At 45.0% G+C, this 13248-nt stretch carries 13 protein-coding genes; 7 read left to right on the top strand and 6 right to left on the bottom strand.

Annotated features, from left to right (window positions below):
- Positions 1–127 precede the first annotated feature (127 nt).
- Genes HY811_04700 through HY811_04680 form a run of 5 tightly spaced genes read right to left on the bottom strand, consistent with a single transcriptional unit; the run spans position 128 to position 4533 of the window.
- The gene (locus HY811_04700) at positions 128–475 is read right to left on the bottom strand and encodes a cupin domain-containing protein (protein MBI4834105.1); all 348 of its coding nucleotides are present in this window, start codon (positions 473–475) and stop codon (positions 128–130) included.
- A gap of 10 nt (positions 476–485) precedes the next feature.
- The gene (locus tag HY811_04695) at positions 486–2336 is read right to left on the bottom strand and encodes a hypothetical protein (GenBank protein ID MBI4834104.1); all 1851 of its coding nucleotides are present in this window, start codon (positions 2334–2336) and stop codon (positions 486–488) included.
- Between the two features lie 17 nt (positions 2337–2353).
- Positions 2354–2689 (bottom strand): SCP2 sterol-binding domain-containing protein, encoded by a 336-nt coding sequence (locus HY811_04690; GenBank protein MBI4834103.1) that lies wholly within the window; start codon positions 2687–2689, stop codon positions 2354–2356.
- 29 nt (positions 2690–2718) lie between these two features.
- Entirely contained in the window at positions 2719–3471 is a 753-nt protein-coding gene (locus tag HY811_04685) for an SDR family oxidoreductase (protein ID MBI4834102.1), read from the bottom strand.
- 3 nt (positions 3472–3474) lie between these two features.
- Positions 3475–4533, bottom strand: coding sequence for a hypothetical protein (locus HY811_04680; protein ID MBI4834101.1), 1059 nt, complete (start codon positions 4531–4533; stop codon positions 3475–3477).
- 186 nt (positions 4534–4719) lie between these two features.
- Here HY811_04680 and HY811_04675 point away from each other — a divergent pair, with 186 nt between their 5' ends.
- The 7 genes from HY811_04675 (at position 4720) to HY811_04645 (ending at position 12907) form a co-directional block, all read left to right on the top strand.
- A complete protein-coding gene (locus HY811_04675) occupies positions 4720–6225 on the top strand; it encodes a hypothetical protein (GenBank protein ID MBI4834100.1) in 1506 nt (501 codons plus the stop codon).
- Positions 6226–6231: 6 nt separating this feature from the next.
- Positions 6232–6807, top strand: coding sequence for a septum formation protein Maf (maf, locus tag HY811_04670; GenBank protein ID MBI4834099.1), 576 nt, complete (start codon positions 6232–6234; stop codon positions 6805–6807).
- Positions 6795–8351, top strand: coding sequence for a hypothetical protein (locus tag HY811_04665; protein MBI4834098.1), 1557 nt, complete (start codon positions 6795–6797; stop codon positions 8349–8351). The genes maf and HY811_04665 overlap by 13 nt, the downstream gene beginning before the upstream one ends.
- On the top strand, positions 8348–10666 hold the full coding sequence (locus tag HY811_04660) for a hypothetical protein (protein ID MBI4834097.1): 2319 nt from the start codon (positions 8348–8350) through the stop codon (positions 10664–10666). Before HY811_04665 ends, HY811_04660 begins: the two co-directional genes overlap by 4 nt.
- Before the next feature lie 99 nt (positions 10667–10765).
- Entirely contained in the window at positions 10766–11254 is a 489-nt protein-coding gene (locus tag HY811_04655) for a hypothetical protein (protein ID MBI4834096.1), read from the top strand.
- A 107-nt stretch (positions 11255–11361) separates the two neighbouring features.
- Positions 11362–11688 carry a hypothetical protein gene (locus tag HY811_04650; protein ID MBI4834095.1) on the top strand — a complete coding sequence of 109 codons (327 nt, stop codon included), beginning with the start codon at positions 11362–11364 and terminating at the stop codon, positions 11686–11688.
- Positions 11689–11770: 82 nt separating this feature from the next.
- Positions 11771–12907, top strand: a complete 1137-nt coding sequence (locus HY811_04645; GenBank protein MBI4834094.1) for a hypothetical protein — start codon at positions 11771–11773, stop codon at positions 12905–12907.
- Positions 12908–13051: 144 nt separating this feature from the next.
- On the opposite strand, the gene HY811_04640 is transcribed toward HY811_04645, so the two are convergent.
- The coding region (locus tag HY811_04640) for a hypothetical protein (protein ID MBI4834093.1) at positions 13052–13248 on the bottom strand (197 nt) is incomplete at its 5' end.

Raw genomic sequence — 13248 nt, 5'->3', positions numbered from 1 at the left:
TGCCGATTCACATAATAAATCAGGGGTCATAGACGGGTTCTCCTTATAAAAATACTGTTCTCTACAAGTATTTTCGTCTATGACCCTGTTTTACTTTAACTTTTATATCACTCCTCAAAATAATTATTCAACAAAGCAGGAAAGCCCCGAACCAGCATCCGGCAGGCACTGTATGCTGAAGAAAATGCCCGGATTTTATATTCTGCCCCATTGTTACTGTTTCTATTTTTTCATTATTATAAATCTGGACTAGCGTTAACGGTCCGCCCAGGTAAAAATGCCAGAGTTCGTCAGATTTCAGTCGATGTAAATTAGATTTTGACCCTTTAGGTAAAAGGAAATATATGGCGGATGAGTAATTCCTTTCCCGGCCATAAACCCGGGTTTTCCCTTTCGAAGAATAGGTTTCTCTGTAATAACCGCCTTCAGGATGTTTTTTCAACCCCAGTTTCTTTATAATTTCCTTGGCAGTCATGGGGGCAGGCTTATATTAATAGTTCAGAAAGAGACCAGATTTTAAGCATGTTGTCTTCTCCACCGGAAACAAGATATCCGTCAGGCGAAAAAGCCAGCGCTTTTACCGCGCTAATCTTTTTCTTCATGTATGAAGTGTCCCATGTTGATTTTGGCGTTATGGATGTTTCTATTCCATCTTGGTAATTATCTTTGTCGGAAACGATGGTTTTCAGGCATTTATCGGAATTGGGGCTCCATATTTTAATCGCATTGTCTGCGCCGGCAGAGGCGATAATTTTACCGTCGATTGAAAACGCGACAGATAATACCCAGCGTGAATGGCCTTTGTATATCTGCATGCATTTGCTTAAGGGGATTAACCATAGGCGCGCAGTCATGTCGTTTCCCCCGGACACCAAATATTTGCTGTCATGGGACCATGCCAGCGTTTTAATCCAGCCGACATGCCCTTTAAGTATTTTTGAGAATTCAAAATTACCGGCAGTCCATAAGATTATGTTATTATCATTCCCGGCTGAAGCCAGATATTGCCCGTCAGGGGAAAAAGCAACCACCCAAACCGGCTGGGCATGGTCTTCCAAAGTTTTTATGCACTCCCATTTTTCCACGGACCATATTTTTACTGTTTTATCGCTGCTGGCTGATACAATTATTTTCCCGTCATTGGAAAAGCAAGCGCTTTGGACCGATTCGGTATGACCCCGCAGTGTTTTTATACATTCGCCTGTTTCAACATTCCATACCCGCACGCTTTTATCATCGGCGCCGGAAACCAGGTATTTGCCGTCTTTGGAAAATGATACGGACATTACCGAATCCGCATGCCCTTCGATATTTTTCATGAAGGCATGCTTTTCTGCTGACCAGAGCTTTATCATGTTATCGTGGCTGCCGGAAGCGATGATTTTCCCGTCAGGGGAAAAAGCCAGCGATTTTACCCAGTTACTATGCCCGGGAAGGCTTTTGATAAAGCTGCCCGTCTCAATAGTCCAGGTTTGCAGCGTGCCGTCGGCGTTTCCGGAAATCACGTGCTTGCCGTCCGGCAATGCGGCTAACGACATTATTTTATTGCCGGAATTCAATATTTTTATGCATTTGCCTTTATCGATGGTCCAGCAGCGGATGGTCATGTCTTCGCTTCCTGAAATAATGTGTTTCCCGTCAGGGAAGAACGCGATGCTTGATATCGGCTGGGTATGACCCGGTAGATTATTTAAGATAATCAGTTTTTCAGCCGACCAGATTTTTACGGTATTATCCATGCCGCCCGATACGATATATTTACCGTCCGGAGAAAAACAAACGCGAAGGACGGCTTGCGAATGGGCACTGAGCGTTTTCAGGCACTCGCCTTTTTCCGGAGACCATAATTTTATTGTTTTATCGCTGCTTCCCGAAACAAGATATTTGCTGTCCGGCGAAAAGGCAATCGTTCTTACCCAGTCGGTATGCCCTAATAATGTTTTTACGCATTCACCAGTTTCGCATGACCAAAGTTTTATTGTATTATCCCAGCTGCCGGATGCCATGTATTTGCCGTCAGGTGAAAAGGCTACCGCCAGTACCGGTTGGGTATAATCCTTTACCGTATTTAATATTTCTCCTGTTTCAATATCCCATAGGATAATGGTGGTATCCTTGCTGCCTGAGGCAAGATATTTATTATCAGCGGAAAACGCCAGCGTGTTTATTGCATCGGTATGTCCGGCGAACTCGCGCAACGGCGTGAACTTGTCGCCATCGATTTTCCATAATCGGATGACAGTATCTTTGCCGCCGGATGCCATATGCTTTCCGTCAGGGGAAATAACAAGCGCGGATATTGCATCCGTATGTTTTTTGAGTTCCGCTAATAACATAGGAAAACAAAATATTGCTATTGTGGAACAACCGGTATATTCCAGATGGCATTAAAGGCAATGCCTTCGGTCATCGGACCGGTAAATTTCATCTTTTTGGAGCGGACCAGTTCCATAGGATGCACTTTGCCCGTAAAATAATCGATAAAATCTTTACCTTCCATTTCCAGGATTAGTTTGGCATTTTCCAGTTTTCCCTGATTAACGGTGCAGACCTGGTTTTTTATCTCAAGCCACCAGAGTCCCCCGCCTTCACCCGTGATATTAAGCTGGATTTGCCTGTTGTAGCCTTTTGCGCGGGCCGTGTTGAATAAACCCGGCAATCCGTTTACCACTTCCTGCACTGTTGCCATATGTTTCTCCTTTTCTATTAAGTTAAAGATTATCTGGTTGCTACCATTCCGCCGTCGACGAATATAGTCTGCCCGGTAATATAGCTCGATTCATCGGATGCCAGGAAAAGTATTGCCGGAGCCATATCTTCCGGTGTCCCCAGCCTGCCCAGCGGTATTTTTTCCTCAAACCACTTGACCCGGTCGGGGTTGGCAAAGAGGTTTTTTGTCAAGCCGGTTCTGGTCATGCCCGGCCCGACCGCATTTACATTGATGTTGTAACTCGCCAAGTCATAAGCCATACCCTGGGTAAGCATCTTCAAAGCGCCCTTGGAGGCGTTGTAGGCGTTCTGCCCCTTGCCGGCGATTACCGACATTACCGAGGTGATATTGATGATCTTTCCGTACATCTTCTCGGTCATGGTCGGAAGCACCGCCTTGACGCACCTGAATGCGCCCATGAAATTAATATCCATTATCTTGGCGACATCCGCTTCCTGTAGGACAGGGAACGGGACGAATTCATTCGTGCCGGCGTTGTTCACCAAAATATCTATAGTGCCGAATTCTTTCAAAACGGTTTCAGCCATCTTATCGACTTCATCCGTGCTGGCGATATTTACCTTGAGTGCGATTGCTTTGCCGCCTTTTGCCTTTATTTGCTTGGCAACTTCCTCGGCACCTTTATGGTTTAAGTCCACCACCGCGACTTTCGCCCCTTCCTGGGCAAAAAGAACGGCTGATGCCGCGCCTATCCCGGAACCCGCCCCTGTAATAATGGCAACTTTGTCTTTTAATCTCATAACTTATTCCTCTCCAAATACTTTGTTTTGTGCTTCCATAAACCGTTCCATATCATTGGCCGGATAAAGCTTGGTTTCAAATATGCATTTATCCGCGCCCAATGCCAACGCCTGCAAGAGCTTCGTTTCCGGGTGCATGCTTGGCGGAACGAATAGCTGGGTGTTTTTCCTTCCGTGTTCTTCGCAATAAGCGCACATGCCCACACCGGCATGATTAACCGGTACTTTCATTAATTTAAATACTGTGTCGAATATGCTGTATTCCTGGCAGTTGAGAAACTGCGATGTCTTTACTTTCGGCTCGGTATCTTTTTTATCCGCCGGAGGCATTTTTTCCTCGGTAATGACTTCCTGGTCTGCGAACATCCCATAACGGCCGAGCGTTTGCAAATCCGTCATATCGGTGATATCAGCGGCCGGAAACACTTCCCGGAAAAATATGCGGCTTAAACGCCATCCGTAATCATCGCGTGATTTTTCTATGATTTCATCCATTTTCTTTTCACCGTGTTTTTTCAGGATTAATCCGCAAAGGACGGCTTGTTTGATTAAACCGTAGTTATACGCGATTATCCCCTGCAGGCAGAAAATAAGCCAGCGGTTAAGCAATTCTTCCGGCATATTCCCTTCGGCCACCGCTTTTTCGGTATCCTTAAACAACTGTTTTAATATATCCGCCCAGTTATCAGGCGTTTTCGGCGGGTTGGCTTTAATGGCTTCTTCCAGGCTTTTTTCCGGAAGTATTTTATTCCGTTTAACAAGTTCTTTGACATCCTGGATAAATTTATCGAAACTAATTTTTAAGTTTTCGGAAAAATCCTTTCCCTGTGTGAGTTCGGGCATTTTGGCGTATTCTGCCATCACATCAAAACGGCAGCGCATCATTTCTTCCTCGGATTTCCAGAATGCCGCCATCACTTTAAGCCCCGGAAATATTTTCCTGGGGTTGGCAAAGTCGCCTTTATAGAGCAAGTCGAGGTTGGTTTTATTATGGGCGCGTTCTCCGGCTTCTTTCAGGTTCCTGGCCCAGCGGTGCGAATGAAATTCCGGGTAATTCGTCATAGTGGCATTCTCCTTTGCATCATATCTTACTTAATAATAAGCGCGGCGCAAGTTTTTTAGTCACTTTTTCTGGAGGCGTTAAAGGCATTGTGGAGATGTTAAAATCTTGACAAATTAATTTAAAAGGGCATATTATATGGGTGCGCTGTTAAATTAATAATCTATCGTAATGATGAGGAGTGGTTTATGGCAAACGGAGTTAGAAAAGTATTTAATTGCCCCGGTTGTAATGTCGGTTATAATATTGCCAACCTGAAACCAGGGACAAAATTCAAATGCCAGAAATGCGGGATGATTAATACTGTTCCGGTTGCCCCTCCGGCAGTTCAGCCGGCGCAGATGCAAAAACCGGTTCAGGCCGCATCGCCAAGCCAAATGAGGCCGCCCGCGCCTCCCCAAAGGCCGCAAACCAAGCCGCCTTCTCCCCTGCCGCCAAAGGCCGCGGCTCCCCCTCCAAAACCAAAAGAGGCATTTGTTGAGGAAGAGATTCCTCAGAATGAAGCGCCAGCCGAAGAAGAAGTAACTGAAGAAGAAGCCCCGCCTACACGCCGCCCGACCAGCCGATTGGGTAAATCCGGATTAGCCGCCCAAAAAGGAGGTTCAGTCTCTAAATTCGGGAAGCTCGGCAAGCTAAAGGGCGGAAAAGGCGCTTCGAAATTCGGCAAAAAGCTTCCTTCCCGCAAAGGCGCTGAAGAGGGCGAGGGAGAAGAGGGCTTTGAGGAAGAACCTAAAAAGAAGAATAAAATGCTCTTAATCGGAGGGATTGTCGGCGGAGTGATAGTGCTTATCGTGATTATTATTTTATTATCCGGCTCAAAGGAGACGGATAAAAAAGATAAGAAGAACGGCGATGAAGAAACAACAGAAGAACAGCCGAAGGATGAGGCTAAAAAAACAAATGAGCCTGCTAAGCCCAAGCTAAAAGGAGTGGAAAACTGGGTGAAAGCAGATGAAGCGTTAAAAACAGAGATTTCCGAGATGATAAAAACAATGCGGGATAAGACAAAAACAAGCGGCGATATCGCAAAAATGTATAAAGATGTCGTGGCGAAAGGAGATATCGGAATAGTTGCCTTAATTGACTTGCTGGTTGATGCTCCAGAAGGACCGGATGCCAAATTGTATTTCAGCGCCCTTGAAACGCTTACTAAAAAGCAATTTGCCCCAACCGGCCCGGGCAGGAGGAAACCATTGACGCCCGCGGAAATATTGGGGCAATGGAAAATGTTCTGGCTGAATAAGGATACCGTGCCTGATTACGTCTATCCTTCGCCTGCACTTATTAAGGGTTTTGACGATTCTATCGCATCCGGTGCTACAACCGCTTCAGGGACAGGCGATGCTTCATCCGGAGGAGGCGGCAGTTTGAAAATAGTCGGCGATTTTAAGCCTCTCGTAAAAGAAGATCTTCAGCCGAAGGTAATATCTATCTTAAGGAAAACGACTGAAAGGGAGATAGAATTTGACGATGCTTTAAAACAGCTTACAGATATTGGTAAAAACGACGTTGTGCCTGTCCTGATTATTGAACTGGCCAATGACGATATTTTTATCGGACAGGAGGCTTCCAGGGCGCTCATAAAAATAACCGGCTGGAGTGATGCCCCGAACCTTAATGCTATGAACGAAGCCGGCAAATATGATATCTGCGTAGACTGGCAAAGATGGTGGCTGGCAAACAAGGATAAATGATACTAAATGCAAATCATTTTAGCATCGGCATCTGAACGGCGTCGTGCCCTTCTTAAACGCAGGATTCCTGCCTTTCGCGTAATCAAACCTGATGTTCATGAAAAGTTTCCGGAGAGTAATATTTCGCCCTATCAATACGTATGCGATTTGGCCGTCAAAAAGGCAGAAAGCGTCGCGGGTAAGATAAAGAGCGGATTGGTAATCGGCGCGGATACAATCGTTTATTCAAAAGGCAAGTTTATCGGAAAGCCGAAAAACCTCAACTCCGCCAAAAAGATATTGCGCGCCCTTTCCGGAACAAGGCATTCGGTCATTACCGGCGTTTGCGTGATAAATAAAAAGAATAACCTCGCGCTGGGCGGGTATTCGGAAACCGTTGTCTATATGAAAAAACTGTCCCCTGAAAGGATGGCGGAACTCCTGAAATCCTATAAGCATTATGATAAAGCCGGCGGTTATGCCATACAGGAACAGGGCGACCCTTACATTAAAATCATCAAAGGCAGGGTGGACAATGCCGTCGGTCTGCCTTTGGATTTAGTATGCAGATTAATCAAGAAGGCGTCCTTATGCAAAAACTGATTAAGCTCGTTATTTACCTGGCGGTCTTGGTTTCCACTTCCACTCCCCTATTCGCACATGATATTACCGACAAGGATATCATGGGCATCGGCGATTATATTGAGATAAGGTTCTGGCCTTACAGTGATACGGTCAAGGCGATGGTTACGGTTGATTATTGGATTCTCTACGGTGATATCGAATCCGTGCCCTGCCGAACCGCAATGGATACAAATAATGATGGAGTTCTTTCCATGGATGAACAGGCTGCTTTCATGGCGGATTTAACCAAAAGAGTGGTGGATGAAAAGTTTATTGTTGAAGTGGACGGTAAACCGGTCTCATTTACTTTATACAGCGACTTTGTAAAATGCGATTTATCGGGAAGCGATAAAGTTGATGCAAACAGGATTAAGCTTAATTTCCCTTTCGCCCATTTTATAGAAAATCCGGATAATGAATGGCACCGCATTTCCATAACGCTCCGTAATATCCTGCGTAAACAGGTAACGTTTAAACTCTATGTTGTTTCCCAGGACGGGACCGAGGTGAAATACATGCCTGATGAAGAGGCAAACATGAAAATGTTGAGGCAGGGTTTCGGAGTGATTACGGATGAAAAAACTAACCTGACATTATCTTTCCGGCTTCTGCCCGGTTTCGGCGGCTCGCCTGACCCGCTGGGAGGATTTTTCGGGAGCGCTCAGGGTCCGGCCCAGGCAGAAGATAAAACCAAGGAAATGATGCTTAAGTTCCTAGGCGAAGCGCAGCTTAATTTTATCGTCATCCTGGTGGCTTTGCTCATCTCGTTCTTTTATGGAGCTGCACATGCCCTTGCGCCCGGCCATGGCAAGACCCTTGTCGCGGCTTACTTAATCGGTTCCAAAGGAACCATCTGGGATGCCATATTCCTTGGGCTTACCGTGACACTTACCCACGTATCTGTAGTGATAATCGCCGGAGTCCTTTTCCTGATTCTGGCGCAAAGCATCAGCTATACCGCTTTATCCGGTATCTTCGGTATCGTTTCCAGCGCACTTATCGTTATCATCGGGATATGGATGTTTATCTCGCGCCTGCTTAAATTTCCGGATATGCCATCCTCCGCTGTTCCGAAGCTACGGAGTGGCGAAGGACAGCACGGACATAGCCACCTTCGGCATCCTCATGAACACTCTCATAATGGTCATACTCACGATGCTTCCGGCGTACATATCCATGAGCATTCCCATAATCACCCCACAAAAATAACATTGGGAACATTATTGCCTTTGGGAATATCCGGCGGGATGCTTCCCTGCCCGGCGGCGATTGTCGTGCTTTTGATGGCGATTAAGATAAACCGGATTGCCTGGGGATTGGCTATCATACTTGCTTTCAGCCTGGGATTGGCCAGCGTTCTTATAACTATTGGAATCCTTCTGGTCAGCGGGAGCCGCATTCTCGGGCGTTTCAGTTCAGCGCCTAAAATTATACGGGTGCTTGCGGTTATCGGGCCTCTTATTATCGTTGGTATCGGACTCGTCCTCGTTTATTCTTCACTAAAGGAAATAAACTGGTTATGAAAATAAAATGCTTATTGTTGGTTTTAATGGGCGTCATATTGGCATTGCCTGTTTTCCCTGATGGGCCGGATTTGAAAACTCTTGCCAATGACCTGTCAAACGGCGATTCGGCGGGGAAAATCGCCTCAATAGAAAAGATAGGGAGATTCAATAATCTCTCCGCAGTCAGGCTGTTAATGACGCTGGCGGAAGAGAGAAGCGAGGAAATCCAGTCTGCCCTTTTCACCGCCCTATCAAGTATTACCGATGATGAATCCGTTGCCTGGATGAATGACAAAGCCATAAACTTCCCAAATCCTGCTATCCGCGCCCTGCTTATCAATGTCTTAAGCGATATGGGTAATAAGGGCGGGCTGATTCACGGCGCCGTAATCCAGACCCTGAAAGACAATGATTTAATGGTCAGGCAGGCGGCAATAAACGCACTGGGCGGAATTCCCGCGGAGCATCCTGACCTTATCGCCAATGCCATAGAATACCTGACGATTCCGTTGGCGGACCAGTCAGGCGGCTGGGAACTGCGCCAAAGTGCCATGAAATTTATTACAAAATATGATACGCGAAAGGCGTTCGATACCCTGCTCCTGGTGTTGAATGAAAATGATTTCACCCTCCAATGGGAGCTGGAAGAAGCCTTAAACCAATATTTGTATAAGCACTATGATGAAACAATCGATTACCTGATAAATGACCGGTTCAACAGCTACGATCCGGCTGCCCGCGCATTTATGGCGAAACTAATCGGGCGGCAGGCTTCCCGATTCCCGCCTGCCAAAACACCGCTTGATGATTGCGTAAAACAGCTGTTGGCCGCGTTAGAGACCGAGGATGCCGAACCGGCTATTTGCAAGATACAGGCGCTTGCCAATATTTCTAATATAAAGTTGTTCCCGGCGGAATTGCGTAATAAGATTATAGAAGCGCTGGTAGAGCTGATGCGTAATTCACAATCAGCGGAAATCAGGCTTAATATAGCCGCGGCGTTGGTGGAAATGGACTGCCGTGATTTTGGCATTACCCTGCAAACGATTATTTATAATGAAACAGACTGGCGCGTTAAGAGCCTGCTAAAATTATTGGTAACGAACGCACCTGATGAAAGCGCAATTGGGGAAGTGCCGACGCTCTTTGCCAACCGCTTCGGCAAAGATAAAGTAAAAGCGCTTGAGGCGAATGGCGGCAATGAGGAAACCGAAAAAGCTATCCAACGCGGGCTTCTCTGGCTTGCACTCCATCAGTCACTCGACGGCAGGTGGAGTTTATCCGGGCTTAATCCGTTCTCCGGCAAGGAATTCAACCTGCCTGATTTTACCAATGAAGACCAGTTCATGGATGCCGCGGCGACCGGTCTGGCAATGCTTTCTTTCATGGGTTCGGGCTCAACTCATAAATACGGCAAATACCGGGCTTTTGTCAAGGCGGGACTCGATTATATCCTGAGCTGCCAGGATTCAACCGGAGCGATTAACCTGGATGCGGCTAATCAGGAAAAAGCAAAATCTATGGTGCTTAAGCCTATCTGCCGGCGTTATAACCATAGTATTTCAACGCTTGCTTTAGTTGAAGCCTATGCCATGACAAAGGATGAAACGTTGCTCCCTTCTATTAATAAGGCGCTGGAGCACGCGCGTAATTATCGCGTGCAACTCAATTACCCGTGGTCGTTTTACCTGGAACCGACTGATATCGGCACGAGCATTTATTATATTATGTCGCTATTTGTGGCAAGCGAGGCAGCCGGATTGAAGATTCCGCCATCGCAGTCAAGGGATGTGGAAATCTATCTTGAGCGCCTGACAAACCAATCCACCGGCAGGGTCTGTTTTCTGGAAGGGCCTTCTTACTGCTTCGGCGGGTATGACAGCATGGCAACCGGAATTGCCTCCCGGTTTTTACTGCGCAGTCTCCTAAACCATAATAAATATATGGATACGGATAAAAAGGCAACTGAGTTCCTGATGAAATATCTTCCGGTCTGGGAGCCCTACCGCGGCGTTTCCGGCAATGAAGGCTTATTACAGCAGGATAGGACCGTTATCGGATTGGAAAACAATATCCTTAACCAGTTTTACTGGTATTTCATGACCATGGCGCTTATTCATAGCGACTATCTGGATAGGGAAACCAAATCAGAATACTGGACGAAATGGAATAACACCTTAAAGGATGTCTTACTCAAGCACCAGAGGGTAGGTGGAGATAATGACGGAAGCTGGGACCCGGTCTGCGCCTGGGGCTCGGTCGGCGGGAGGTTATACTCCACGACATTTGGCATATTAAATTTACAATTATATTACAGTTATAATTTAAAATAGGATGCGTATTTAACAGGGACTTTGACGAGACTCTTAAGAGACGAATTTATTTTCTTAGTCTCGTATAAGTCTATTACAAGTCCCTGTTAGAAAAATGATATGAAACCATCAAGCATATTAAAACTGATTGCCGGATTCGGCTTGTTCCTGGCTATCGGGATAATCGTGCTGGTTAATCTCAGCCGCCCCGCCGATACCCGGTTGCCTGTTGCCGCCTCATTTGCGCAAATTAAGGCAGAGATAATTAAGACATCCGATATCCCTGATAACCTGACCGAGGAATATGCTCTTTACCTGAAGCTCTCTTTCCTGGATAATGACGGCAATAAGATAGCGATTCCTCCCCAATGCATGGTGAATATTAAGCTGTTTAGCCCCGAACCGCAGTATAAAATGGGCGTAATGGAAAAGCTGTCTGATAAATGGATAAATCTTGCGGATAGCGAAATTATGGAAAATGATGCAAAGATATACATTAAATCCGGGTTTAAGCAGGCGGGATTGGAATATTTCTTGTCTGTGGGGATAGAAGCGGTTTTCCCGAATTCCCCGTCTTTAAGATGCGATATACCATTATATAAATATTAAGAAATATTAACAGGGACTTTGACGAGACTCTTAAGAGACGAATTTATTTTCTTAGTCTCGTATAAGTCTATTACAAGTCCCTGTTAAGAAAAAGTAAAATGGAAGAAATGAATAAAGAGACGAAACCAGCAAAGTGGTTTAAAATTATCACCATCTCGTATATTTCCGTCGGGGTATTGTTTATCCTGATTATTGCCGGCATTGCCCTATTCGGAGGTGAGCCGCCGGTGGAGACAAGCCCGGTTATGGAGCGTATCATTAAAATGCTTGCCATGCCTCTTTTATTCTTCACCTTTATCGGGGTTCCGGCGTTGGTCCTGGTGCATCTGGGTTTAAAGAATCCACGCAAACCCATCCGCATCATTTACTTCCTGTGCGCCATCGGCTGGGTGGTTTATATGATTACGCACGTGATAAAGGAATATTGGAAATAAGCCGAATAGATTGACTCTTTCGAAGGGGAAGGGAGAATGTAAGAAATAGGTGATTTGATTACGTAATCCAAGAAAGGAAAATATGTCGAAGCTGTTTATAAATAGTCTTGTTTTAAGCCTTTCTTTTATGATAATAAGCGGGTGCGAGAGAGGCGAATCACAAAATGAAGAGCCATTGCCCCAGGAAAATGAAGTCATTGGGAATATTAAATTTATTGGCCCTATTATTAAGTGTGAAGAGCAGCCTGAAAATATTTATTTTTTATCCGACAAACAAAACATCCGTATTTTTGAAAAGCATAATACGGCCTATATCAGGGATATTAAAACAACAAAAATAGTGAAATGCGTTTCTCTGCCAGACGCACATAGTATTAAAGGAATACGAGAACCGGATGGTAAATATGTGGTTTGCTTTGAGGTGGTGTTAGAAAGTGACCCAAATTCAAATTATGATGAGCGCTCTAACCCTGCTAAAGTGGTAGATACAGATACGGGTGACATTGTGTGTCAAGTAAAACTCCCTGTGGCAGGCCACATGGTGAAAATCCATTGGCTAAATAATCAAGAAGCTTTGGGTGTTTTAGTTTCTAATTTCATTAAATTATGCCATTTTAACTATCTTACTGGAAATGTTATTAAAGAGACAAATATTATTAATAATACGATTATTGAAAACGGCGGAGGCGAAAGCACAGAAGACGGCAATTTTATTTTTATCATAGACGGATTAGGGAAATCGACGCAGATTACGACCGAAAAAATGGATATTAGCACAGGGAAAATAACAGAAACACAAGAAATCACTCGTCCATTTTTTGTTGGCTCTGAAGCGGGATTGATCCCTGGGAATAAGTATTTTTATTTTATTGATAACAACATTTCGGTTTTTGATAGGAACCGATTGTCTTTAATATCGGAAAAGAAAATTAAAAAATATTCTTTAGAAAGCATTTCTTTCAACTCTGATGGTTCGCGTTATGCGGTCGCAGGATGGCGAACAGATAGCGCTAAAGGCTTAGAAGGACATGGTTATATGTCTAAAAGCCTGATTTTTATATATAACACTCTCTCAAATAGAAGATTGGGCGCATTTTATTCATCAGTATGTTCATCTACCCCTTTCGTAAAAGTAAAACTTTCTCCAGACGGAAAGACTCTAGCGTTAATTAATGATAATAAAACTGTTGAATTATGGGATTTAAGTGGGTTAAATTAGCATCCTCTCCCTATAGCTCCAGGAAATTCGGTGACACAATACTAACTAAAATCAATCCGATTGCCGATTCTCCGTTAATGAAAAACCTCGTCCCGATTCCAGCCTTAAAGAATCAGGACGAGGCATCTTTAACATCCCAGTTATTCACGGCTTCTTGTTTACCAGTATCTCGAGATATAGCCCTTTGAGTTCGTCATAGACAAAATCAACGTGCGAACTGCCGCCGGTTTCAAATTGTTCCAGATGCAGGCTCTTGTTGACAAAACCCTGGACCACTTCGTTGGTTTCGTCGTTCTGCTCCTTGATGACCGCCGGGTCGTTATCCGATTTCCTGATTTCCG

Source organism: Planctomycetota bacterium (assembly GCA_016207825.1).
Classification (GTDB): Bacteria; Planctomycetota; MHYJ01; order JACQXL01; family JACQZI01; genus JACQZI01.
Note: the sequence above shows the minus strand (reverse complement) of the source record. Positions and strands in the feature narration are given on the sequence as shown.

What these genes read in the sequence shown, in the direction of transcription:
- HY811_04700 (MBI4834105.1), bottom strand. Translation starts at nt 475, where the DNA reads ATGACTGCCAAGGAAATTATAAAGAAACTGGGGTTGAAAAAACATCCT.
- HY811_04695 (MBI4834104.1), bottom strand. Translation starts at nt 2,336, where the DNA reads ATGTTATTAGCGGAACTCAAAAAACATACGGATGCAATATCCGCGCTT.
- HY811_04690 (MBI4834103.1), bottom strand. Translation starts at nt 2,689, where the DNA reads ATGGCAACAGTGCAGGAAGTGGTAAACGGATTGCCGGGTTTATTCAAC.
- HY811_04685 (MBI4834102.1), bottom strand. Translation starts at nt 3,471, where the DNA reads ATGAGATTAAAAGACAAAGTTGCCATTATTACAGGGGCGGGTTCCGGG.
- HY811_04680 (MBI4834101.1), bottom strand. Translation starts at nt 4,533, where the DNA reads ATGACGAATTACCCGGAATTTCATTCGCACCGCTGGGCCAGGAACCTG.
- HY811_04675 (MBI4834100.1), top strand. Translation starts at nt 4,720, where the DNA reads ATGGCAAACGGAGTTAGAAAAGTATTTAATTGCCCCGGTTGTAATGTC.
- maf (MBI4834099.1), top strand. Translation starts at nt 6,232, where the DNA reads ATGCAAATCATTTTAGCATCGGCATCTGAACGGCGTCGTGCCCTTCTT.
- HY811_04665 (MBI4834098.1), top strand. Translation starts at nt 6,795, where the DNA reads ATGCAAAAACTGATTAAGCTCGTTATTTACCTGGCGGTCTTGGTTTCC.
- HY811_04660 (MBI4834097.1), top strand. Translation starts at nt 8,348, where the DNA reads ATGAAAATAAAATGCTTATTGTTGGTTTTAATGGGCGTCATATTGGCA.
- HY811_04655 (MBI4834096.1), top strand. Translation starts at nt 10,766, where the DNA reads ATGAAACCATCAAGCATATTAAAACTGATTGCCGGATTCGGCTTGTTC.
- HY811_04650 (MBI4834095.1), top strand. Translation starts at nt 11,362, where the DNA reads ATGAATAAAGAGACGAAACCAGCAAAGTGGTTTAAAATTATCACCATC.
- HY811_04645 (MBI4834094.1), top strand. Translation starts at nt 11,771, where the DNA reads ATGTCGAAGCTGTTTATAAATAGTCTTGTTTTAAGCCTTTCTTTTATG.